Source organism: Rhodanobacter sp. G2-10 (genome assembly GCF_055809185.1).
Genome location: NZ_CM147900.1, coordinates 608,603 through 630,967, shown reverse-complemented (window position 1 = coordinate 630,967; position 22,365 = coordinate 608,603). Strand labels below are relative to the sequence as shown.

Sequence of the window (22,365 nt, the reverse complement as noted above, 5' to 3'; positions counted from 1 at the left end):
GCACCGCGCGGGCGGCCTGCCCGCTTTCAATGTAAAATCGTGCGGCTGAAGCACCGGCTGGCAGCCTCGCGCCAGCCAACCACCCATGCACCATCCCTATCTCCATCGGAGGACGCCCACTCATGACCATCAAGGTCGGTATCAACGGCTTCGGCCGCATCGGTCGCAACGTGCTGCGCGCAGCCGTGCAGAACTTCGCCAATGACATCGAGGTCGTCGCCATCAACGACCTGCTGGAGCCGGATTACCTGGCCTACATGCTGAACCACGACTCCGTGCATGGCCGCTTCGAGGGCGATGTGCAGGTGGACGGCAACCATCTGGTGGTCAACGGCAAGCGCATCCGGCTGAGTCAGGAACGCGATCCGGCCAATCTGAAATGGGGCGAGGTCAACGTCGACGTGGTGATCGAGTCCACCGGCCTGTTCCTGACCGCCGAGGCGGCGCAGAAGCACCTGGACGCGGGCGCGAAGAAGGTGATCCTGTCCGCGCCGTCGAAGGACAGCACGCCGATGTTCGTCTACGGCGTCAACGACAGGAGCTACAAGGGCGAGGCGATCATCTCCAACGCCAGCTGCACCACCAACTGCCTGGCGCCGCTGGCCAAGGTGCTCAACGACACGTGGGGCATCAAGCGCGGCCTGATGACCACGGTGCACGCGGCCACCGCCACCCAGAAGACCGTCGACGGTCCCAGCAACAAGGATTGGCGCGGCGGCCGTGGCATCCTGGAGAACATCATTCCTTCTTCCACCGGCGCGGCCAAGGCGGTCGGCGTGGTGATCCCCGAACTCAACAAGAAGCTCACCGGCATGAGCTTCCGCGTGCCGACCTCGAACGTGTCGGTGGTCGACCTCACGGTGGAACTGGAGAAGGACGCCAGCTACGCCGAGATCTGCGCGGAGATGAAGGCGCAGAGTGAAGGTCCGCTCAAGGGCATCCTGGGCTACACCGAAGAGAAGGTTGTGGCCACCGACTTCCGCGGCGACGCGCGCACCTCGATCTTCGACGCCACCGCCGGCATCGCGCTGGACGACAGCTTCGTCAAGCTGGTCAGCTGGTACGACAATGAGTGGGGCTACTCGAACAAGTGCCTGGAGATGGTGCGGGTGATCGGCAAGTAACCCTGTTGCAGTGAAGTCCCAAACAAGAACCCGCGCCGGTCTTCACCGGCGCGGGTTTTTCATGCGCGACGCCCCTCAGCGGCGCTCGGCCGCCGCGTCCGCGCGCACGCCCAGCCAGCCCTTGATGGTGGCAATCACCAACGGGATCGCACCGAAGATGATGAACACCATGTCACCGGGCAGGCGCAGCCATTCGAGGATGTGCGAGCGCGGCAGGCTCATGTACTCGATGCTGCGTGCGTGCCAGTAGCCGTTCTGCATCACGTCCCACAGCTGCAGCACGCCACTCGGGAACAGGCTCATCAGCAGCATCATCGCCAGGCCCACGTTGGTACCCCAGAACGCGACCTTGACGTACTTCTCGATGCCGGGCCAGCGCTCCTCGCTGCTGGTCTGACGCAAGGTGAACACCATCAGCGCCAGCGCCAGCATGCCGAACACGCCCATCAGCGCGGCATGACCGTGGGTCGGCGTGACCTGGGTGCCCACTTCGTAGTAGCTGACGATCGGCAGGTTGATGAAGAAGCCGAACATGCCGGCACCGACAAAGTTCCAGAAGCCCACCGCCATCAGGAAGTAGAACGTCCACTTGTGCGGCACGCGGGTCGGCTTGCCGTCGACGTCGACGGTACCCTTGGTAGCCCTGACGAAATCCCAGGCGTCCAGGGTCAGCAGGGTCAGCGGCACCACTTCGAGCACCGAGAACATCGCCGACATCGCCATGTTGAAGTTGGTGTGCCCGGTGAAGTACCAGTGATGTCCGGTACCGATCAGGCCGCCCAGGAAGTACAGGATCGCATCCAGGTAGATCACCCGCAGCGCCACGTTGCGATGCGCGAGACCAACCTGGTACAGGGTCAGGGCGACCACCGTGGTGGCGAAGAATTCGAAGAAGCCTTCGACCCACAGGTGGATGATCCAGAAGCGCCAGGTGTCGACCACGGTGTAGTTGGTTTCGGCGCCGAAGAACAACGCGGGCACGTAGAACACCGGGATCGCGATCGAGGCGAACAGGAACATCTTGGCCAGCGGTCGCGCCTTCTCGTTGGCCACGACGCGCGGCCGTGCCAGCGCAAAGAGAATGCCGAACCACACCAGCAACCCGACCACCAGCAGGTACTGCCAGAGCCGGCCCAGTTCCAGGTACTCCCAGCCCTGGTTGCCGACCCAGAACCACCAGGTGCCGAGTTTCTGCGCAATGCCGGCCCACACCCCGAGCAGGCTGCCGCCGATCACCACCGCGAATGCGGCGAACAACAGATGCACCCAGCCCGCGAACCAGCGTGGCTCATCGGCGCGCAACGAACGGCCCAGGAACAACGCCGCGGCGACGTAGGCGGTGGCGATCCAGAAGATCGCGGTCTGCAGATGCCAGGTGCGCAGCAGGTTGCTGGGGAAGATGTTCTCCAACTGGAAGCCGTAGAAGCTGCCCGGATCGGCACGGAAATGGGCGACGCCGCCACCGACCAGGGTCTGCATCAGGAACAACAACGCAACCACTACGAAAAACTTCACCAGTGCGCGCTGGCCCGGGCTGGACTTGCCCGGCATCAATTGCGCGCGCACGTTTTGGCCCCGGCTGATCCAACCCAGGTAATCAAATTTGCCGAAAGCCAGCAGTACTCCGGCAATACCGGCCAACAGCAACAGCAGGCTCAGCGCACTCCACAGCAGCGCGTGGCCCGTGGGAAGGTTGCCGACGCTGGCGTCGTAGGGGAAATTATTCGTGTACGAGGCATCGGTCCCTGGCCGGTTGGCCACCGAGGCCCACGCCGCCCAGGTGACGAAGGCGGTGAACTGATGCAATTCGGTGGGATCGGTGATGAGGTCAGGCTTGAGCCCGCCATTCTTGGTCGGGTCCTTGAAATAGTTGGTCCAGTAATCGACCTGCTGCCGGTAGGCGGTCGCTTCCGGCGCGGTCAACCGCAGCACGTCGGTCTGTCCATCGTAGCGATTGGTTTTCAGCGCCACCGTCGTTTCGCCGCGCACCGCCGCCTGCTGCGATGCATCGAGCTCGGCCATCGGCTTGCCGAATTGCTCCTCAGCAATCGCCGCCGCGGTGTCCTGGCCGATGAAGTGCAAGGCTTCGGCCGAGTAATCCGGCCCGAGATAGGCGCCATGGCCCCAGATACTGCCGTTGTCCATCAAACCATACTTGAGGAATACCGCCTGCCCCTTGCTGATGTCATCACCGGTAAAGACGGTGTTGCCCTGCGCATCCACCACCTGGCCGGGAATCGGCGGCGCATTGCGATAGGCCAGCATGGTGATGGCAAGCAGTCCGGCAAAGCCAACCACCAGCACGATGGCCACGGTGCGCAACCACCATGGCGAAAGTTCGGAATCGTCTTCGGACAAGGGCTGTGCAGCCTCATTCATCAGTTTTCTCCCCAACGTGACGAAAGCATGCCGGCTCACGATAGGCCGACGCACCGGACTGAGCCTAGCCCACACCGTGGAATTGTTCCACCTGACAATGCGTGGACGACGAAGGTGTCGATGATCATAGGGGATGGTGCTCTTGCTCCCGCCAAAGAGCATCGGCCGCGAGTGGGCTCGTACGGGGGGTTGCGGTACTCTGGAACCCGGCGCGTCGAACGCTCGTATTCAGCTGGCCGCAAAGCCGACTCAGCGCTTCAGCAGCGGCAGCTTGTTTGGCACGCCGTCCCACTTCGCCGCGTCATCCATCGCGGCAATCTTGCTGGTCAGTACCGGCCACTCTTTTGCCAGCTCGGCATTGATCGACATGAAGATCTCCTGCCCGGCGGGCACGTCCAGTTCGGGAAAGATCGCGCCGACCGGACACTCTTCCACGCACAGCGTGCAGTCGATGCACTCGTCCGGATCGATCACCAGGAAATTCGGGCCTGCGTGGAAGCAGTCCACCGGACACACCTCGACACAGTCGGTGTGCTTGCAGTTGATGCAGTTCTCGGTAACGACGTGCGTCATCTTGCCTCCTTCCGACACGCGCCGGACACACCTACAGTGTCAAGCACGGCTGCTGCGGCGACCATGATCCAGATCAGTGCCCGAAAGGCACTGCTCCCGCAGAATCCAACCGCGCTTCATCACCCCATCACTTCCCCACGGAGCAACACTTCATGCGCAAATTGATTGCCATAGCCCTGCTCGGCCTGCTGTCCACGCCGCTGATGGCCGCCGAATGTGCGACCACCATCGAAGGCAGCGATGCCATGCAGTTCAACAAGAAAACCATCACGGTACCGAAGACCTGCAAGAGCTTCACGGTCACGCTGAAACACACCGGCAAGCTGCCGGTCACCGCCATGGGCCACAACTGGGTGCTGTCACACGCATCCGACGAAGCCGGTGTGGTCGCCGACGGCATGAAGGCCGGCGCCGCCAACAGCTACGAAAAGCCCGGCGACACGCGCATCATCGCGCACACCAAGCTTATCGGCGGTGGCCAGAGCGACACGGCCACGATCAACGTCGCCAAGCTGAAGGCCGGCGAGAAGTACGCGTTCTTCTGCACCTTCCCGGGCCATGCCGCCCTGATGAAGGGCACCCTGAGCCTCGGCCAGTAATCGGCGGGATCAGGCGACGCATCCCGTCGTGATGGCGGGGTGCGTTGTCGGTTCGGCGCCCGCTTTCCCCTATCCTGTGCGCATGACTCAGACGAATTCCACGGCAGTTTTCGACGAAACCGCACTTGCCACACTGGTCGACCATTTCTACGAAAAGGTACGTCGCGATCCGGAGATCGGCCCGATTTTCAACGCGGCCGTGCACGACTGGGACGAGCACAAGCGCCTGCTCACCTCGTTTTGGGCCTCGGTGGCGTTGCGTGCAGGCAGCTACCGCGGCAACCCGATGGCGGCCCACCGCCCGCATCCGATCCGCGCCGAACACTTCGATCGATGGCTCGCGTTGTGGCAGGAAACCTGCGGCGAGGAGCTGGACGAATCCCACGCCGCACAGATGCTGGAATACGCACAACGCATCGGCCGCAGCCTGAAGTACGGGCTGGGCCTGCATCCGGAAGTGAAACCGTTCGGCGTCCGCATCGTGAGCGTCGGGCACCAACGAGATCACGCCGACACGTAGGGCGGGCTCCGCCCGCCGTGCTCTTGATCCGGGAAACCAAACGGCGGGCAGAGCCCGCCCTACGGCATCAGCGCAGCGCTTTGAGCGCCGCGCCGTCATTCGGCTCGTCGGCGATCTCGCCGACCTGCCCGTTGTGGATCACCTGGTCGTTAGCGTCGCCACCCACGAAATCACGCGTAGGGCGGGCTCCGCCCGCCGTGCTTTCTCGATCCGGGGAACAAAACGGCGGGCAACGCCCGCCCCACGGCATCAGCCCAGCGCTTTGAGCGCCGCGCCGTCATTCGGCTCGTCGGCAATCTCGCCGACCAGCTCGGTGTGAATCACCTTGTCGTGAACCTCGGCCACCCACGAAATCACGCGTAGGGCGGGCTCCGCCCGCCGTGCTCTTGATCCGGGAGGCCAAACGGCGGACAACGCCCGCCCCACGGCATCAACCCAGCGCTTTGAGCGCCGCGCCGTCATTCGGCTCGTCGGCGATCTCGCCGACCTGCCCGTTGTGGATCACCTTGTCGTGAACGCCGGCCACCCACGAAATCACGCGTAGGGCGGGCTCCGCCCGCTGTGCTTTCTCGATCCGGGGAACAAAACGGCGGGCAACGCCCGCCCCACGGCATCAACCCAGCGCTTTGAGCGCCGCGTCGTAATTCGGCTCGTCGGCAATCTCGCCGACCAGCTCGGTGTGGATCACCTTGTCGTGCTCGTCGAGCACCACGACTGCACGAGCGGCGAGACCCGCCAGCGGGCCGTCGGCAATCGCCACGCCGTAGTCGTTGAGGAACTGGCGCCCACGCATCATCGACAGGTTGACCACGTTGTCCAGGCCCTCCGCGCCGCAGAAGCGCGCCTGCGCGAACGGCAGGTCGGCCGAGATGCACAGCACCACCGTGTTCGCCAGCTTGCCGGCCGAGGCGTTGAAATGGCGCACCGACGCGGCACAGGTCGGCGTGTCGACGCTGGGGAAGATGTTCAGCACCTTGCGCTTGCCGGCAAAGCTCGACAGCGTGGCGTCGGAGAGGTCGCCCGCCACCAGGGCAAAGGCAGGCGCAGCGGATCCTGGCGCCGGAAACTGGCCATTGACGCTGACTGGGGCGCCGTGAAGTGTGACTGTGGACATGCCTGAATCTCCTGTCTGGATGCGAACTACAAGTAGAACATGGTCTTGGCCAGGAACACGATGCCAACCATCAGCGCGAGCACGATGCGATGGGTGTGCCTGAACCGGCATACATCCATCTTGCCGTGGCGCATCGCCCACATCGCGTTGACGAATACCGCCAGCACGCCGAATGCCAGCGCCACCTTCAACAGCAGCCAGTTGCCAAAGCGTGAACCGACGCAGCTGAGGCCGTCGCAACGAATGTCGAACAGCATGAATCCGCTGAGGAACAACAGGATCACCACCACCGGCATGTAGCTGCGCACGCGCGCCATCACCGCCTTTTCGATGCGCTGGACGGTAGTGAAGTCGAAATGCTTGTGCAGTGACTCCAGCACGATCACCTCGAACGCCACCGCGCCGACAAAGACGATGGCGCAGGCCAGGTGCAACAGGACGATCCACGGATACCAGGCAACCATGCGTAAGGCCAGGAAGCGATGCGGAACTCCCACTATCTGCCGCTTCGCGCCACCCGGCCATGACCTGCATCAGCCGCCTCGACACGGCATGATGCAAGTGCAGGCAACCAGGGCACCCTGTGACAATTCACCCCGCTTTCATCCGCGCGGCGTTGACCTGAGTCAGGGTCATTCATCAAGCCGCCGCCCAGCATGCACCTGGTCCCGGACCCGCCGACGCGCAATCAGCGCGTACCATCGATGAGTCCACCAGTTATCCGCTGCCCGCGCGGCCGCACCGATACCCCGAGGTTGTCCGATGAAAACCGTCGTTCAAGGCATACACCCCGAACGTGATACCGAGCGTCAATGGGTCAACCGCGCACTCGGCTGCCTGTCGCAGGAGGCTGCGCGGTCGGCGGACACCCACCTGCTCAAACTCAATTTCCAGGGTTTCCCTGGCATCGACTTCTACTTCAAGGACGAAGCCGCCCACCCCAGCGGCAGCCTGAAACACCGGCTGGCACGCTCGCTGTATCTGTACGCCCTGTGCAACGGGCGGCTGCACGGCGGACAGGCCGTGGTGGATGCGTCCTCCGGCAGCACGGCGATTTCCGAAGCCTGGTTCGCGCGTTTGCTGGGCCTGTCGTTCACTGCCGTGATGCCCTCCGCCACGGCGCCAGGCAAGATCCGCGACGTGGAGGCACTGGGTGGCACCTGCGACCTGGTCGACGACCCTGCCCAGGTGCACGCGCGCGCTGCCGAACACGCTGCACGCGGCGCCTGCCATCTCGATCAGTTCGGCTTGGCCGAACGCGCCACCGACTGGCGCGGCAACAACAACATCGCCGAGTCGATCATCGGCCAGTTGTCGCTGGAGGCCGCGCCGGAGCCGGCCTGGATCGTCTGCGGCGCCGGCACCGGCGGTACTTCAGCCACCCTCGGCCGCTATCTCCGTTACCGCCGGCTGCAGACGAGGCTGTGCGTGGCCGAGCCGGCCGGCAGCGCCTACGTGCATGGCTGGCGCAAGCGTGACAGCGGTGCCGTCGCCAGCAAGACCACGCTGATCGAAGGCATCGGTCGGCCACGCGTCGAACCAGGCTTCATCTTCGACGTGGTCGACCACGTCTGCGAGGTGCCCGACGCCGCCTCGATTGCTGGCGCATGGCTGCTGGAGGATCTGTTCGGTCATCGCTACGGGGGTTCGTCCGGTACCAACCTGGTGGCCTGTCTGCATCTGGCTGCATCGATGCGTGCACGCGGCGAACGCGGCAGCATCGTGAGCCTGTTGTGCGACCGCGGCGAGCGCTATGCGCAAACGCTGTTCGACCGCGACTGGCTGGCCAGGCACGACATCGACCTGGCGCCGTGGGACGCGGCGCTGCGCGCCAGCCTGGCCTCCGGCAGCTCGCCCGCGCCGGCATGATCGCCGACAGCCTGCAGCAGGACGGCATGGACTTCGCGCTGCTCGGCTACGGCCGCTTCGGCCAGGCACTTGCCGAGCTGCTGCAGCAAGCGGGGCATCGCGTGCGGGTGTTCGATCCCCGCGCGAGCGTCCCGGCGAGTTTGGCCGTCGCCACACCAGATGCCGCGATCGAGGCTGCGCAGTGGATCGTGCTGGCCATGCCGGTGCCGCACATGCGTGAGGCGCTGCAAGCCGTTCGCCCGACGTTGCATGCGGGACAGATCGTGCTCGACGTGGGCAGCGTGAAGATGCACCCCTGCGCCGCGATGGACGAACTGCTGGGCGCGGAGATTCCGCATGTCGGCACACACCCCCTGTTCGGCCCGCTCAGCCTGGCCCGCGACGAGCGTCCGCGACGCGCGGTGATCTGCCCTGCGCGCGAGCATCCGCAAGCCGCGCGGCAGACCCGTGAGCTGTTCACCCAGCTCGGCTGCGAAGTGATCGAACAGGACCCCGAAAGCCATGACCGCGCGATGGCACGTACGCATGTACTGGCGTTCTTCATCGCCAAGGGGCTGATCGACATGGGCGTGGACGACGGCATGCCGATCGCCCCGCCTTCATTCCAGGGCATGAAGCACATGCTGGCGGCCGTGCGCGGCGACGCCGGGCACCTGTTCAGCGCGATTCAGCAGGAAAACCCGTTCGCCGCGGAAACGCGGGCGGAGCTGCTGGCCGAACTCGAACGGGTGCACCGACAGTTGCTCGATCACGAAGATGGCGACAACCTGAGCATTTCCGTCGGACCCGCCTGAAAGCACGTCCGGATTCGCCGGCATCGGCTGGACCGGAGTCTGGCGATTCGGACTGCGACAATCGGTAGCACCTCGATCCAGGCGCAAGTTGACGGTGGTCAGTGCATCGCGCCCACATTGCGGCCAACATGTACTCATCAAGGGCGCACCGGCACAGGTCAGCGCGATGGGCAGCCGGATCCCGCGCCACGCCGCCGACCCTGCCTGCCACGGATCCGTCGCGCACCTGGAGAGTTCGTCATGTTCAAACACATCCTGCTTCCGATCGACGGTTCCGAGCTTTCGCTGCGCGCGGCCAAAATGGGCATCGAGCTGGCGAAAACCTGTGGTGCCAGAGTCCATGCGCTGCACGTCGTGCCCGCTTTCCAGGCACTGATCTACATGTCCGAGGCCCTGGCCGCCTCCGAGGCGACCTACACCGAGCAATCCATGGAATTGGCGGCGGAGTATCTGGACGATGTGAAACGCCTGGCCGAAGAGGCCGGGGTCACCTACAGCGGCCACTACGACGTGGCCGAGCATCCGCACGAAGTGATCCTGCAGACGGCACGCGAAAAGCGCTGCGACCTGGTGGTGATGGCGTCCCACGGCCGGCGCGGCCTGAGCCGGCTGCTGCTGGGCAGCGAGACGCAGAAAGTGCTGCTGCAAGGCGAGGTGCCGGTGCTGGTGTGTAGCTGAGCGCGGCTGCCCGTTACACCGCGGCTGGCTGTTGGCGGCCAATCACGAGCGCCTCACGTCACATTGACGATGCTGGACAACCCACTGCAGGAGGCAGTCATGTCCGGCACGGTGGCCAATCACGACGTCGCCACGTTGTACCAGACGCTCAAGCAGTATCGCAGCGAGGTGCGCAACGATCGACGGTTGCCAGTGCCGCCTGCCGACTCGGTGACACTCCACGACGCGACGTGTGGGAGTCAGGTCACGCTGGACGCGCGATTCGACGACGACCGCTTGGCCGAACTGGGCTACCGGGTCCGCGCCTGCTCGCTCGGGCAAGCCACCACCGCCATTCTGGCGCGTCGCGCGTCAGGGCTGGGTGGCGGCACGCTTGAACGGGTGCATGGCCAGTTGCGCGCGATTCTTGCCGGCGACGGCACGCGCTGCGACTGGCCCGAACTGGAGGTCTTTGCGCTGACCCGGGAAATCCCCGGGCGCCGGGGATCGGCCGAACTGCCATTCCACGCACTGAAACAGCTTTTTCACCGCGCCGGCATCATCGGCGCGCCCCTGGACAGGGATGTTGCCATCACGACTCTATCCTCCGGAGGAAAAGAGCCATGAGCATTCAAGACATCATCGTTGTCGGTGGAGGGATCGGCGGCACCATGACCGCCAACAACCTCGTCACCAAGTTGTATCCGGAGATCCGCGCGGGCAAGGCGCGGGTGAGCCTGATATCGAACGACCCCTGGCATTACTACAAGCCGGCTTTCATGTACGTGGCATTCGGCATGTTCTACAAGGATGAATTGCGCCGACCACTGCACTCGCTACTCAAGCCGGAAGTGAACCTGCTGCTGGACTCGGTCGAGGGGTTCGATTTCAAGGACAGCCGCCTGCGCCTGGCGTCGGGCGAAGACCACCGTTACGACTACCTGGTCGTGTCGACCGGCTGCATCCCCTCGCCCGAGCGCATTCCGGGACTGAAGGAGGCCGGCGACCATTTCTACCAGCACGACCCGGCCATGCAGCTTTACCACAAGCTCAGCACGATCGAGAAGGGCCGCATTTTCATCGGCGTGACCTTCCCCAAGACGCCCAACGTGCCGCACCAGTGCGGCATCGCGCCGATGGAAACCACGCTGATGCTGGACGATCTGTTGCGCAGGCGCGGCGTGCGCGACAAGGTCGAGATTGTCTATACCTATCCGACCGTTTCCCAGCTGCTGCGCAACTGCCTGTTCCTGCAGCGACCGGTCGGCGAGGTCTTGCCCTCGGTGTTCGATTCCAAGGACATCGTCCACCAGACCGGCTTCACGCTGGAACGCGTTGACCCGGACGCCAAGGTCGCCTACTCCGAAGAAGGTGAATCGGTGGAGTTCGACATCCTGATGCAGACCCCGCCGATCCGGGCGGTCGATGCAGTGCTCAATTCAGGCATCTCGCAGGCGCCGAACAACGAGGGCTGGCTACCCACCGACCGCGAGACATTGCAGTTGGACGGCTTTCCCAACGTGTTCGTGATGGGCGACACCGTCGACCTGCCGATCAGCAAGGCCGGCGGCAGCTGCCACAACCAGTCGCCTGTCATCTGTGACAACGTGGCTGGCCTGATGCGCGTGGGCAAGACCATAGCTGCCTACGACGGCAAGGTGCAGGCAATCGCCCAGATGGGCCTCGATGCCGGCATGCCGCTTTGGTACGACTACGACGAAGACGTGATACCGACACCGGCCACCAGAATCGGCGGGCAGATGCGCAAGGCATTCAACCGCGGCATCTACTGGTCCGTCGCTCGTGGCATGGTTTGAATCAGGAGTAACGACAATGAATACGCAACTGGCAGAAACGCGGAAGTCGTCGAATGGATCTTTCGATTCCTTCCTGCAAGACAACCCGCAGTTGAATGACGCCGCCACGCAGGAGGGCATGGCCGCCCTGGTCGAGAAGCTTGCCCCGCTGCTGCAGGGCCGACGCTTCCACAATCTGGTCGACCTGCTTTCGGCGCTTTCGGACGTGATGGACATGACAGACGATGCCATGGTCCAGAAAATGATGAAGGGCTACGAGGATCTGACGACCAGCGCGTTCAACCTCAACAACCTGATGCGCTACGCCGGCGCGCAGGCTGGCTCCGTCGAGGAGCCGCCCACCGTGTGGCAATCGCTGCGACAGCTCAACCGCGATGCCGACGCCCGGCGGGGGCTGGCGATGACACTGGCCATGATGGGACAGCTTGGCCGGCAGGCGCGGCAGGACGCCGCGATGGCGGCGGAAGACTGACCGCCCACGTTTCCGTTTCCCGGCGTGGCTGGATGCCCGCCGGAACACGGGATTCGGAGGTGGAGATGCCGCAAGCGCGCTGGAATCGGACAAAGATTGTCTGCACGCTCGGTCCGGCAACGGATCGACCGGGCGTGCTGGAGCGGCTGATCGGCGCCGGGATGGACGTCGCCCGCTTCAACGTGTCGCACGGCGACCACGCCGGCCACGCCCGCCGGATTCAACAGCTACGTGAACTGGCGCAACAAGCCAGCCGGTTCGTCGCCGTGCTGGTGGACCTGCCGGGACCGAAGTTCCGGCTGGGCGATCTGCCCGACGGCACGCGCGAACTGCATCTGGGCGCAACGGTGGTGCTGGCTTTCGGGGCTGACCTGCCCGACGCGCTACCCGTAAGGCACCTGGCATTGTTGCAGGCGCTGCGCGTGGGTGAGTCGGTATATCTCGCCGACGGCGCGGTCAGGCTTGAGGTGAAAACCGTCGACACCGAGCGCGTTGTCTGCGAGGTGCTCGCCAGTGGGACGATCACATCCGGTTCGGGTATCAACTTGCCTGACTCCAGACTCTCGGCGCTGATACCGACGGATGACGACCGCCGGCACCTGGGCTTCGCGCTGGCGCAACAGGCGGAGTGGCTCGGCGTGTCGTTTGTGCAGTCCGCCGATGACCTGCTCCGCGTACGCGCACTGCTTCCGCCCGGCCGGCCACCGCTGCTGATGGCCAAGATCGAAAAACGCCAGGCCCTGGTCGACCTCGACGCGATCGTGGCGGCGGCCGACGGCGTGATGGTGGCGCGCGGCGACCTGGGGGTGGAGACCGACCTGGCCGAGATACCGCTGGTCCAGAAGCGGATCATCGCCATGGCCAATGCCCAAGCGCGCCCGGTGCTCACCGCCACCCAGATGCTCGAATCCATGGTCATGCAGGAACGGCCGACACGCGCCGAGGTGACCGATGTCGCCAATGCCATGATCGACGGGACGGACGGTGTGATGCTGTCCGCCGAGACCGCGATCGGAGATTTCCCGGTAGCCGCGGTCGAAATCCTGCAGCGGGTGCTGACGGCCACTGAAACCGAGTATGCCGCACGTCTTGCACGCGAACGGCTGCGGGCAAACGAATCGACCACAACGGGAAACCCGATCAGCCTGGCTGCGTGCCAGCTTGCCGCCCGTCTCCACGCCAGGGCCATCATCGCCCCGGCCACGGATATGGCGATGGTGCTGGAGATTGCCCGCTTCCGGCCCGCCGCGCCATTGTTGGCGGTGACCGACTCCGAAGATTTGTGCCGCCGTCTGGCGATGGTCTGGGGCGTGTCGCCATTGTTGGCCGTGGGTGGGCTTGAACCGCGATCGTGCCTGCGCCTGGCCAGCCGCTGGCTGTATGCGCAAGGGCTGGCACAGCCCGGTGATTCCGCCGTGATGCTGTCGACTTCCGAAGCGGCGCAGAGCACGGCCGACACGCTCCAGGTGATGCGGCTTCCGGCCGGGGAGCAATAGCCGGGTCGACTGCGGGCGCAGGCATCAAGCCCCACCCGACCGCGCGCTAGGAAGTCAGGGGAAGAAGCCGCCAGTTGACAGCGATCCAGATCCCAGTAAGATAGTAATTACTTACTTACTTGTGAGCTTATCCATGGAACATCCCCGCAAGCGTCTGTCCGCCGATGACCGCCGTCTGGTCACCGTCGAATCGGTGATCGAGCTGGCCGCCGAGCAGAATCCGAGCGAGATCACCACGGCGGCGATTGCCACCCGCATGAACCTGACCCAGGGCGCCCTGTTCCGGCACTTCCCCAGCAAGGAAGCGATCTGGGAGGCGACCCTGGAGTGGGCAGCCGATCGCCTGCTGGCGCGAATCGAGCGTGCCGCCAGCGGCACAACCTCGCCGTTGGCTGCGCTCGAAGCGATGTATCTGGCGCACATCGGCTTCGTCATCGAGCACCCCGGCGTGCCGCGCATGGTGCTTGGCGAACTGCAACGCGCCGAGGAAACCGCGGCCAAGCGCATGGTGCAGACGCTGATGCGTCGCTACGGCGAGCGTCTGCGCGCGTTGATCGAAGAGGGCAAGGCCAGCGGCGAACTGGATCCGAAGGTGGACGCCGCGGCCGCGGCCACGCTTTTCATCGGCAGCATCCAGGGCCTGGTCATCCAGGCACTCCTGCTCGGCAACAGCAAACAGATGCGCAAGAACGCCCCTGCGGCGTTCGCCATCTACCGTCGTGGCATCGCCAGGGCCCGCTGATGAAACGGTTCGTGCCACCACGCCAGAACCGGGAGCTCCGAAAACACGTTCCCGCCCTTCGCCCCACCTGACCCCCGATCCCCATCACTTCCTGACCACGATCGAACCATTGTTCCGAACGGAAACCCGCCGATGAAGACTCCAAGCCGCCCCACGGGCAAGACTCGCTGGATCCTGCTCGCCATTGCCGTCCTCGCCATCGCTGGCTTGTCCCTGTTCTGGTTGATGCACGACAAGGGCAACGAGCATGGATTGCGCCTGTACGGAAACGTGGACATCCGTGAAGTGGAGCTGGCCTTCCGCCAGCCCGGCCGGATGACCAGCATGGCGGCCGATGAAGGTGATGCCGTCACCGCCGGCACGGTGATCGCTCGACTCGACGCCACGCCGTACCGCGAGAAACTGGCCGCGGCGCAGGCCGAATTGAACGCAGCGCAGGCAGGATTGGACAAACTGCGCAGCGGCAACCGGCCACAGGAAATTGCCCAGGCACAGGAACGTGTGCGCCAGGCGCAGGCCGGCTCGCGCGAGGCCGAGCGAAATTTCGCCCGCCAGAGCACCCTGCTCGAGTCGGGCGCCAGCAGCCAGCGCACCGTCGACGCCGCACGCGCCGCACGCGACCGCGCCGCGGCCGACCTGGCCTCGGCCGAAGCCGCCTTGTCGCTGGCCAAGGATGGCTCCCGCAGCGAGGATATCGCCGCTGGCGAGGCGCGCGTCGCGGCAGCGCAGGCCGCCCTGGCACAGGCGCGCACCGCCCTGGCGGATACCGAACTGGTGGCGCCCAGCGACGGCATCGTGATCGCGCGCATTCGTGAACCGGGCAGCATGGTGGCCAGCAGCACGCCGGTGTACACGCTCAGCCTGCGCGATCCGGCTTACGTGCGCGCCTATGTCAGCGAGCCCGACCTGGGTCGCATCGCACCCGGCGCGCCGGTGCGCGTGCACACCGATTCCTCCGCCAAGGTCTATCACGGCCAGATCGGTTTCATCTCGCCGCGCGCGGAGTTCACCCCGAAGACGGTCGAACCCACCGACCTGCGTACCGATCTGGTCTACCGGCTGCGCGTGGTGGTTGCCGATGGCGATCAGGGTCTGCGTCAGGGCATGCCGGTAACCGTCGATGTCGACACCGCCCGCAGCGCCGACAAAACCACGTCAGGTCGTTGAGATGAACGCGCACCCCGCCAGCGACATCACGCAAGAACGCGGCAAGGACCGACCTGCCGTCATTATCGACAACGTCGCCAAGCACTTCGGCGAGGTCCAGGCCCTGCGCGGCTTCAGTGCGCAGATTCGCTACGGCCGCCTCACCGGCCTGGTCGGCCCCGATGGCGCCGGCAAGACCACGCTGATGCGGATCATGACCGGACTGCTGGTCCCCGATGGCGGCGGCGTCACGCTGGCCGGCTTCGACGTGGTCGATGACAACGACGCCATCCACATCGTCAGCGGCTACATGCCGCAGCGCTTCGGCCTGTACGAGGATCTGTCGGTGATGGAGAACATGCGCCTGTACGCGCAGCTGCGCGGCATGAATGCCGACCAGCACGCCGAGACCTTCGAGAGCCTGCTTGAATTTACCCGGCTAGGCCCATTCACCAAGCGCCTGGCCGGCAAACTCTCCGGCGGCATGAAGCAGAAGCTGGGGCTGGCATGCGCACTGATGGCGAAACCCGAAGTGCTGCTGCTCGACGAACCCGGCGTCGGCGTCGATCCGGTCAGCCGGCAGGATCTGTGGCGCATGGTGCAAGAGTTGACCGATGACGGCATGGCGGTGGTCTGGTCGACGGCCTACCTCGATGAGGCCGAACGCTGCGAAAGCGTGCTGCTGCTCAACGAAGGCAAGCTCGAATTCGATGGCCCGCCGCAGCAGCTCACCGATCGCATCAAGCAGCGCAGCTTCCGCCTGACCGGCGTCAGCGACGAGCGCCGCGCGGTGTTGTCGCGGGCACTGGATCTGCGCTCCGTCGGCGACGGCGTGATCCAAGGTGACGCCGTGCGCGTGGTATTGCGCGCCGATGCGGGGCGCCAAGAGATTGATGTACTGGCCGAGGAGGTCGGCGCGAAACTCGAGCCCGTGCAACCGCGTTTCGAAGACGCCTTCATCGATCTGCTCGGCGGCGGCCCGGGTGGTACGTCGGCACTGGCCGAGCGCATGGATCCGGTCAAACTCGATTCGGACATCGCGGTGTCGTGCAAGGACCTGACCAAGCGCTTCGGCGATTTCACCGCCACCGACAGCGTCAGCTTCGAAGTCCGCCGGGGCGAAATCTTCGGCTTGCTCGGGCCCAACGGCGCCGGCAAGTCGACCACCTTCAAGATGCTCTGTGGCCTGCTGAAACCGACCGAAGGCGAGGCACACGTGGTCGGGCTCGATCTGCGCCACGCCATCGGAGCGGCGAAGAGCCAGCTCGGCTACATGGCACAAAAATTCTCCCTGTACGGCTTGCTGTCGGTGCGTCAGAACCTCGAATTCTCCGCCGGCGTGTACGGGCTGGAAGGCGTGGCCAGACGCGAGCGCATCGACGAGATGATCGAGACCTTCGACCTGAGGCGCTACCTCGCCACCTCGCCCGACGCGCTGCCGCTGGGCTACAAGCAGCGGCTGGCGCTGGCCTGTGCGCTGATGCACCGTCCGCCGGTGCTGTTCCTGGACGAACCGACCTCCGGCGTCGATCCGATCACCCGGCGCGAGTTCTGGACGCATATCAACGGCCTGGCACGCAAGGGCGTGACGGTGATGGTCACGACCCATTTCATGGACGAGGCCGAGTACTGCGACCGGGTAGCCATGATGTACCGCGCGCAGCTGATCGCCCTCGACACGCCTGACGCGCTCAAGCGCGCTTCCCGCAGCGACCGGCACCCCGACCCGACCATGGAAGACGCCTTCATCCATCTGGTCGAGTCGGCCGATCTCGCAGACGAAGCGCGCACAGATGCCGAGGTGGCGGCATGACCCGGGAAACTCACGCTGTTCGTCCGGACCAAACCTCGCCGGAACGGGCCAGCCGAAAGTTCGACTGGCGCCGTCTGCTGGCCTTGGTACGCAAGGAAAGCCTGCAGGCGATCCGCGATCCGTCCACCATCCTGATCGCGTTCGTGCTGCCGGTGGTGCTGCTGTTCCTGTTCGCCTATGCGGTGTCGCTGGACGTGCGCGCGGTGCGCATCGGCGTGGTGCTGGAATCCGATGCCGCCTCGGCGCAGTCGCTGGCGGCCGCCTTTGCCGGCACCCGTTACCTGAGCGTCACGCCGGCACGTGATCGCCGCGAGGTGGCCGACCAGATCGTATCCGGCAAGCTGCGCGGCTTCGTGGTGATTCCACAGGATTTCGAACGCCGGCTGGCCTCGCCCGTCGCGCAACCACTGGTGCAGGTGATCACCGACGGTTCGCAGCCCAACACCGCCAACTTCGTCGCCAATTACGCCCAGGGCGTGGTGCAGACCTGGGCCGCAGGCCGCCATATCGGCGCGCCACCTGCAGCGATCAAGCTGGAGCCGCGCTACTGGTTCAACCCCGAACTCGAAAGTCGCCGCGCTCTGGTGCCCGGCGCGATCGCGATCGTGATGACCATCATCGGCACCATGCTCACCGCGCTGGTGGTGGCGCGCGAGTGGGAGCGCGGCACGATGGAGGCGATCCTGTCGACCCCGGCGTCGGTGGCGGAAATCCTGATCGGCAAGCTGCTGCCGTATTTCATGCTGGGCATGCTTGCCACGCTGGCCTCCGCGGCGCTGGCGATCTTCGTGTTCGATGTGCCGTTGCGCGGTTCGCTGCTGGCGCTGCTGACGTTGTCCGCGGTGTTCCTGATCCCCGCGCTCGGCCAAGGCCTGCTGATCTCGGCGGTCACCAAGAATCAGTTTCTGGCCTCGCAGATCGCGCTGTTCTCCGGCTTCCTGCCGTCCTTCCTGCTCTCCGGTTTCCTGTTCGAGATCGACGCCATGCCGGCGCCGATCCAGGCCATTACCTGGCTGATCCCCGCGCGCTACTTCGTGTCCTCGTTGCAGACGGTATTCCTGGCCGGTGACGTCTGGGCCGTATTCCTGCCGAACCTGGCGGCGATGGCGGCGATCGGCGTGTTCTTCTTTGTGATCGCCAAGCGCAAGACGCGCAAGAATCTGGAGGCTTGAGCGATGCGGCGCCTGTTCAACATGCTGATCAATGGCCGCCTGCGTGCGCAGATCGTCAAGGAGCTGCTCAGCATCCTGCGCGACCCGCGCAGCCGCATCATCGTGTTCGCGCCGCCGCTGCTGCAGTTGCTGGTGTTCACCTTCGCCACCACGCTGGAGGTGCGCAACGCCAACATCGCCGTCTACAACCAGGATGCCGGCCGTTGGTCATACGAAATGGAAGCCCGCGTTGGCGCCGCCGACTTCGTCAACAAGGTATACACGGTGCACAGCCCTGACCAGTTGAGCGAGCTGATTGACCAGCGCAAGGTGATCGCCGCGCTCACCATGGGACCGGACTTTTCACGCGACATCGCCTCTGGCGGCACGGGCACCATGCAGGTCATCGTCGACGGTCGGCGCAGCAACGCTGGACAGATCACGGTCGGCTATCTCAACGCCATCGCGGCGGAGGTCGGTGCCATGGCCAGGAAGGAGCCGTCACGCACCGCCCCGGTGGTCGTGCGCCACTGGTTCAATCCCAACCTGATCTACCGCTGGTTCGTGGTACCGGCGCTGTCGGGCATCCTGGTGTTCTTCAGCGCATTGATGATCACCGCGCTGTCGATCGCCCGCGAACGCGAGCTGGGCACGTTCGACCAGTTGCTGGTCTCGCCGACCACCACGCTGGAAATCATTGTCGCCAAGACCGTGCCCGCACTTGCCATCGGCACCGGGCTGGGACTGATGATGATTGCCGCGGCAGTGTTCCTGTTCGGCGTTCCCTTTACCGGCTCGTTCTGGCTGCTGCTGCCGAGCCTGCTGCTGTTCATCGCGTCGGTGGTGGGCATCGGCCTGATGATCTCCGCGGTGTCCGCGACGCAGCAGCAGGCGATCATGGGCGCCTTCGCGATCGGCGTGCCGGCCGTGCTGATGTCCGGCTTCGCCACGCCGGTGGAAAACATGCCGCTGGTGCTGCAGTGGATGGCGCAAGGGATTCCGCTCACCCACTTCCTGGTCATCGTCGAGGGGACGTTCCTCAAGGCGATGCCGGCCTCCGACATTCTCGCCCATACCTGGCCGCTGGCGGTGATTGCCCTGGTGTCGCTGACGCTGGCGACGCTGCTGGTCCGCAGTCGCCTGCAGTGACCGCTTGATGAAGGAGTTGCCATGAGACGTTCACCGAAGATCCGACCTCACACGAAGGGCATCGCGGCAGCCGCGCTGAGCGCGCTGCTGCTCGGTGCCTGCGCCGTCGGCCCCACCTGGCGCGGGCCGCCGCCGGTGGGTACGGGCAGCGGCTGGTCCCTGCCGACCGCGGACGCGCCGGCGTCAGTCGACCTGGCAAGCTGGTGGACGTCGCTGCATGATCCGGTGCTGGACCGGCTGGTGGAGGTCGCACTGTCCGGCAACCTCGACCTGCGCCAGGCGCAGGCGCGTATCCGCGAGGCGCGCGCGCTGCGCGACCGCGCCGGCGGTGGTTACGCACCCGTCGTCGATGCCGGTGGCAGCGTGACCCGGCGCCGCCAGAGCGAGAACGGACCGTTGCCGATCGGGTCCATTCCCGGGCTCCAACGCGACCAGACGATCTACGACGCCGGCTTCGACGCCAGCTGGGAAATCGATCTGTTCGGCGGCACCCGACGTGCGCTGGAAAGCGCCGAGGCCAGCGTGCAGGCGGCGCAGGCCGATGCGCAGGCGATGCGCATCAGCGTCACCGCCGAGGTCGCGCGCAGCTACCTCACCCTGCGCGGCGCCCAACGCGAGCTGGCCGCGCGCGAGGCTTCGGTGCAGACCCTGCGGCAGACGTTGGATCTGGTACGCCAGCGCTACGACGCCGGCGATGCCGCGCAAGCCGATATCGACAGCGCGCAGGCGCATCTCGCGGCCGTCGACGCTACCCTGCCCGCGATCCGTGCGCGGGAGCGTGCCGCGGCACTGGGCCTGGGCGTGCTGCTCGGCGCGCCGCCGGAGCGTGAGCTGGCCCTGCTCGACACCACCGCAGCAAAGATCACGCTGAACCCGATACCGGTGGGTGAGCGCGCCGACATGTTGCGCCGTCGACCCGATGTGCGCGCGGCCGAGCGTCGCCTGGCCGCCCGCACCGCCGATATCGGCGTGGCTACCGCAGAGCTGTTTCCAAAACTGAGCATCGGTGCCGGCGGCGGCTTCCAGTCGCTGGATGCCGGCAATCTGTTCGAGTCCGCCAGCCAGACGTTTTCGATCATGCCGCTGATCTCCTGGCGCGTGTTCGATGGCGGTCGCGTGCGTGCGGAGATCCACGCCAGAGAAGCACGGCAGCAGCAGGCCGCGCTTGCCTACGAAAAAGCCGTACTGGCGGCGCTGGGCGACGCCGAACGCGCGCTGAGCGACTACCACTCAGGACTGGATGCGGTGCAACGTCAGGACGTGGCGCTGCAGGCCGCTCGCCGCAGCTACGTGCACGCGCAGGCACGCTACCGCGCAGGCGATATCGCCCTGGTCGAGCTGCTCGCCGAAGAACGCGTCCTGCGCGACGCCGAGGATGCCTACGCGCGCGTTCACGCCGCCACTGCGATCGATCTGGTTTCCTTGTTCAAGGCACTGGGTGGCGGCTGGGACGCCCACGCCTCCACACCAGACGCACGCGAGCAGGACACAGGTGAACGAAGACCCTCAACACCACACTCTGCGGCACAAAAGGATGGGCAGACCAGTATGTGACGGCCTCGACACGCAGCTCCCGCGACGCGGCCCAATCCCTCCGCGACGCGACGCCGGCTGCGGCCCGAAACTCGCGGTGATCGAGATCCCGACGATCGCTTGATCACTCAACAGCCAGGGCACAGGACATGCGAAACGCCATTGCCGTGATCAACACCGGCTCATCGAGCATCAAGTTTTCGGTGTTCGAAGACGACGGGGTCGAGTTGCGGCGCGTGCTTGCCGGCAGCATCAAGGGACTCGGCGCGTCCGCGCGCTACGTCATCCAGGATGGCGCCGGCCAAGCACTGGAAGTGAAAGACTGGCCGCAGAGCACATCATTCGGTCACGACGAGGCCATGGCCTTCCTGTTCGAAACCGTGCCGGCGCATCTTGAGGGGTACCGCGTGCGCGCGGTCGGGCACCGGGTGGTACACGGCGGCCGACACCATGCTGCGCCGGTGCGGGTCGATGGCGAAGTGTTGCATACGCTGGAAGCACTGATCCCGCTCGCGCCACTGCATCAGCCCGACAACCTCATGCCGATCCGGATGCTGCTTTCCCGCGCGCCCGACCTGCCGCAAATCGCCTGCTTCGACACCGCATTCCATCATGCGCAATCGCCGGTCGAACAGGCGTTCGCGCTGCCCGCGGCAATTACTGCCCGCGGCATTCACCGCTACGGATTCCACGGGCTTTCCTACGAGTACATCGCCTCGGTCATGGCGCAGCGCGACCCGGCACTGGCTGGCCGGGTGGTGGTCCTGCATCTGGGTAACGGTGCCAGCATGTGCGCCATGCGCGAGGGCACAAGCGTGGCCACGACCATGGGTTTCACCGCGCTGGACGGATTGCCGATGGGCACCCGCTGCGGCGCGCTGGACCCGGGCGTGGTGCTGTACCTGATGACGGAACTGCAGATGGACCCGGCGCAGATGCAGAGCTTGCTGTACGAGCAATCGGGCCTGCTCGGCGTATCCGGCATCTCCGGCGACATGCACACGCTCGAGGCCAGCGACAGCCCGGGCGCAAAAGCAGCGATCGACCTTTTCGTGTACCGCATAGGCCGCGAGCTGGGCGCGCTGGCTTCCACGCTGGGCGGGGTCGATGCAATCGTGTTCACTGCCGGCATCGGTGAAAACAGCGTGTTGCTGCGCGAACGCGTCTGTCGTGACGCCGCTTGGCTTGGTGTGGAGCTTGACGAGGCCGCCAATCGTGCCGGCGCAAACCGGATCACCGCTGCAGGCAGTGCCGTGCAGGCCTGGGTCATACCCACCGACGAGGAAGTGGTGATCGCCAATCACGCCCGCCAGACGGTGGCCCACGTAATTTCCAGCAGTACGACCCGAGCATGAACAACCCCTTGATCGCGGGTATCACCACTTGCCTGCCATCTTGCGACACCCGTACGCACCAA

At 65.3% G+C, this 22,365-nt stretch carries 21 protein-coding genes; 17 read left to right on the top strand and 4 right to left on the bottom strand.

Annotated elements, in window-relative coordinates; genetic code table 11:
- Positions 1-122 precede the first annotated feature (122 nt).
- Positions 123-1,124 (top strand): type I glyceraldehyde-3-phosphate dehydrogenase, encoded by a 1,002-nt coding sequence (gene gap, locus AC0L58_RS02855; RefSeq protein WP_473686489.1) that lies wholly within the window; start codon positions 123-125, stop codon positions 1,122-1,124.
- 75 nt (positions 1,125-1,199) lie between these two features.
- On the opposite strand, the gene AC0L58_RS02850 is transcribed toward gap, so the two are convergent.
- Positions 1,200-3,503 (bottom strand): nitric-oxide reductase large subunit, encoded by a 2,304-nt coding sequence (locus AC0L58_RS02850; RefSeq protein ID WP_473686487.1) that lies wholly within the window; start codon positions 3,501-3,503, stop codon positions 1,200-1,202.
- Positions 3,504-3,752: 249 nt separating this feature from the next.
- A complete protein-coding gene (fdxA, locus tag AC0L58_RS02845; RefSeq protein WP_473686485.1) occupies positions 3,753-4,076 on the bottom strand; it encodes a ferredoxin FdxA in 324 nt (107 codons plus the stop codon).
- Positions 4,077-4,228: 152 nt separating this feature from the next.
- Between fdxA and azu the strand changes: the two genes are divergently transcribed.
- Together azu and AC0L58_RS02835 are read left to right on the top strand one after the other, a co-directional pair.
- The gene (azu, locus tag AC0L58_RS02840; protein WP_473686483.1) at positions 4,229-4,675 is read left to right on the top strand and encodes an azurin; all 447 of its coding nucleotides are present in this window, start codon (positions 4,229-4,231) and stop codon (positions 4,673-4,675) included.
- Positions 4,676-4,757: 82 nt separating this feature from the next.
- Positions 4,758-5,195 (top strand): group III truncated hemoglobin, encoded by a 438-nt coding sequence (locus AC0L58_RS02835; protein ID WP_473686481.1) that lies wholly within the window; start codon positions 4,758-4,760, stop codon positions 5,193-5,195.
- A 613-nt stretch (positions 5,196-5,808) separates the two neighbouring features.
- Here the strand turns inward: AC0L58_RS02835 and tpx are convergent.
- Together tpx and AC0L58_RS02825 are read right to left on the bottom strand one after the other, a co-directional pair.
- On the bottom strand, positions 5,809-6,309 hold the full coding sequence (tpx, locus tag AC0L58_RS02830) for a thiol peroxidase (protein ID WP_473686479.1): 501 nt from the start codon (positions 6,307-6,309) through the stop codon (positions 5,809-5,811).
- A gap of 26 nt (positions 6,310-6,335) precedes the next feature.
- A complete protein-coding gene (locus tag AC0L58_RS02825; protein WP_473686477.1) occupies positions 6,336-6,773 on the bottom strand; it encodes a CopD family copper resistance protein in 438 nt (145 codons plus the stop codon).
- Between the two features lie 298 nt (positions 6,774-7,071).
- On the opposite strand from AC0L58_RS02825, the gene AC0L58_RS02820 reads away from it, so the two are divergent.
- From AC0L58_RS02820 to AC0L58_RS02755, 14 genes are all read left to right on the top strand, one after another.
- Complete coding sequence (locus tag AC0L58_RS02820; RefSeq protein ID WP_473686475.1) at positions 7,072-8,178, top strand: PLP-dependent cysteine synthase family protein; 1,107 nt, start codon at positions 7,072-7,074, stop codon at positions 8,176-8,178.
- On the top strand, positions 8,175-8,972 hold the full coding sequence (locus tag AC0L58_RS02815; RefSeq protein ID WP_473686473.1) for a prephenate dehydrogenase/arogenate dehydrogenase family protein: 798 nt from the start codon (positions 8,175-8,177) through the stop codon (positions 8,970-8,972). Before AC0L58_RS02820 ends, AC0L58_RS02815 begins: the two co-directional genes overlap by 4 nt.
- 240 nt (positions 8,973-9,212) lie before the next feature.
- The gene (locus tag AC0L58_RS02810; RefSeq protein WP_473686471.1) at positions 9,213-9,650 is read left to right on the top strand and encodes a universal stress protein; all 438 of its coding nucleotides are present in this window, start codon (positions 9,213-9,215) and stop codon (positions 9,648-9,650) included.
- Positions 9,651-9,749: 99 nt separating this feature from the next.
- Positions 9,750-10,256: an iron-sulfur cluster assembly scaffold protein gene (locus tag AC0L58_RS02805; RefSeq protein WP_473686468.1), complete on the top strand. Its 507-nt coding sequence runs from the start codon at positions 9,750-9,752 to the stop codon at positions 10,254-10,256.
- Positions 10,253-11,446 carry an NAD(P)/FAD-dependent oxidoreductase gene (locus tag AC0L58_RS02800; RefSeq protein WP_473686466.1) on the top strand — a complete coding sequence of 398 codons (1,194 nt, stop codon included), beginning with the start codon at positions 10,253-10,255 and terminating at the stop codon, positions 11,444-11,446. The genes AC0L58_RS02805 and AC0L58_RS02800 overlap by 4 nt, the downstream gene beginning before the upstream one ends.
- A gap of 118 nt (positions 11,447-11,564) precedes the next feature.
- Positions 11,565-11,918, top strand: a complete 354-nt coding sequence (locus AC0L58_RS02795; RefSeq protein ID WP_473686464.1) for a hypothetical protein — start codon at positions 11,565-11,567, stop codon at positions 11,916-11,918.
- Between the two features lie 65 nt (positions 11,919-11,983).
- Complete coding sequence (gene pyk, locus AC0L58_RS02790; protein ID WP_473686462.1) at positions 11,984-13,414, top strand: pyruvate kinase; 1,431 nt, start codon at positions 11,984-11,986, stop codon at positions 13,412-13,414.
- 133 nt (positions 13,415-13,547) lie between these two features.
- On the top strand, positions 13,548-14,156 hold the full coding sequence (locus AC0L58_RS02785) for a TetR/AcrR family transcriptional regulator (protein WP_473686460.1): 609 nt from the start codon (positions 13,548-13,550) through the stop codon (positions 14,154-14,156).
- A 132-nt stretch (positions 14,157-14,288) separates the two neighbouring features.
- Positions 14,289-15,323, top strand: coding sequence for a secretion protein HlyD (gene hlyD, locus AC0L58_RS02780; protein WP_473686459.1), 1,035 nt, complete (start codon positions 14,289-14,291; stop codon positions 15,321-15,323).
- A 1-nt stretch (position 15,324) separates the two neighbouring features.
- On the top strand, positions 15,325-17,115 hold the full coding sequence (locus AC0L58_RS02775) for an ATP-binding cassette domain-containing protein (protein WP_473686457.1): 1,791 nt from the start codon (positions 15,325-15,327) through the stop codon (positions 17,113-17,115).
- Positions 17,112-18,287, top strand: a complete 1,176-nt coding sequence (locus AC0L58_RS02770; RefSeq protein ID WP_473686455.1) for an ABC transporter permease — start codon at positions 17,112-17,114, stop codon at positions 18,285-18,287. Before AC0L58_RS02775 ends, AC0L58_RS02770 begins: the two co-directional genes overlap by 4 nt.
- Before the next feature lie 3 nt (positions 18,288-18,290).
- Complete coding sequence (locus tag AC0L58_RS02765; RefSeq protein ID WP_473686453.1) at positions 18,291-19,415, top strand: ABC transporter permease; 1,125 nt, start codon at positions 18,291-18,293, stop codon at positions 19,413-19,415.
- 21 nt (positions 19,416-19,436) lie between these two features.
- Positions 19,437-20,969 (top strand): efflux transporter outer membrane subunit, encoded by a 1,533-nt coding sequence (locus tag AC0L58_RS02760; RefSeq protein ID WP_473686451.1) that lies wholly within the window; start codon positions 19,437-19,439, stop codon positions 20,967-20,969.
- A gap of 128 nt (positions 20,970-21,097) precedes the next feature.
- Entirely contained in the window at positions 21,098-22,303 is a 1,206-nt protein-coding gene (locus tag AC0L58_RS02755; protein ID WP_473686449.1) for an acetate/propionate family kinase, read from the top strand.
- Positions 22,304-22,365: the final 62 nt, after the last annotated feature.

Coding starts and splice junctions, on each gene's coding strand:
- gap (WP_473686489.1), top strand. CDS start 123: ATGACCATCAAGGTCGGTATCAACGGCTTCGGCCGCATCGGTCGCAAC.
- AC0L58_RS02850 (WP_473686487.1), bottom strand. CDS start 3,503: ATGAATGAGGCTGCACAGCCCTTGTCCGAAGACGATTCCGAACTTTCG.
- fdxA (WP_473686485.1), bottom strand. CDS start 4,076: ATGACGCACGTCGTTACCGAGAACTGCATCAACTGCAAGCACACCGAC.
- azu (WP_473686483.1), top strand. CDS start 4,229: ATGCGCAAATTGATTGCCATAGCCCTGCTCGGCCTGCTGTCCACGCCG.
- AC0L58_RS02835 (WP_473686481.1), top strand. CDS start 4,758: ATGACTCAGACGAATTCCACGGCAGTTTTCGACGAAACCGCACTTGCC.
- tpx (WP_473686479.1), bottom strand. CDS start 6,309: ATGTCCACAGTCACACTTCACGGCGCCCCAGTCAGCGTCAATGGCCAG.
- AC0L58_RS02825 (WP_473686477.1), bottom strand. CDS start 6,773: ATGGTTGCCTGGTATCCGTGGATCGTCCTGTTGCACCTGGCCTGCGCC.
- AC0L58_RS02820 (WP_473686475.1), top strand. CDS start 7,072: ATGAAAACCGTCGTTCAAGGCATACACCCCGAACGTGATACCGAGCGT.
- AC0L58_RS02815 (WP_473686473.1), top strand. CDS start 8,175: ATGATCGCCGACAGCCTGCAGCAGGACGGCATGGACTTCGCGCTGCTC.
- AC0L58_RS02810 (WP_473686471.1), top strand. CDS start 9,213: ATGTTCAAACACATCCTGCTTCCGATCGACGGTTCCGAGCTTTCGCTG.
- AC0L58_RS02805 (WP_473686468.1), top strand. CDS start 9,750: ATGTCCGGCACGGTGGCCAATCACGACGTCGCCACGTTGTACCAGACG.
- AC0L58_RS02800 (WP_473686466.1), top strand. CDS start 10,253: ATGAGCATTCAAGACATCATCGTTGTCGGTGGAGGGATCGGCGGCACC.
- AC0L58_RS02795 (WP_473686464.1), top strand. CDS start 11,565: ATGGCCGCCCTGGTCGAGAAGCTTGCCCCGCTGCTGCAGGGCCGACGC.
- pyk (WP_473686462.1), top strand. CDS start 11,984: ATGCCGCAAGCGCGCTGGAATCGGACAAAGATTGTCTGCACGCTCGGT.
- AC0L58_RS02785 (WP_473686460.1), top strand. CDS start 13,548: ATGGAACATCCCCGCAAGCGTCTGTCCGCCGATGACCGCCGTCTGGTC.
- hlyD (WP_473686459.1), top strand. CDS start 14,289: ATGAAGACTCCAAGCCGCCCCACGGGCAAGACTCGCTGGATCCTGCTC.
- AC0L58_RS02775 (WP_473686457.1), top strand. CDS start 15,325: ATGAACGCGCACCCCGCCAGCGACATCACGCAAGAACGCGGCAAGGAC.
- AC0L58_RS02770 (WP_473686455.1), top strand. CDS start 17,112: ATGACCCGGGAAACTCACGCTGTTCGTCCGGACCAAACCTCGCCGGAA.
- AC0L58_RS02765 (WP_473686453.1), top strand. CDS start 18,291: ATGCGGCGCCTGTTCAACATGCTGATCAATGGCCGCCTGCGTGCGCAG.
- AC0L58_RS02760 (WP_473686451.1), top strand. CDS start 19,437: ATGAGACGTTCACCGAAGATCCGACCTCACACGAAGGGCATCGCGGCA.
- AC0L58_RS02755 (WP_473686449.1), top strand. CDS start 21,098: ATGCGAAACGCCATTGCCGTGATCAACACCGGCTCATCGAGCATCAAG.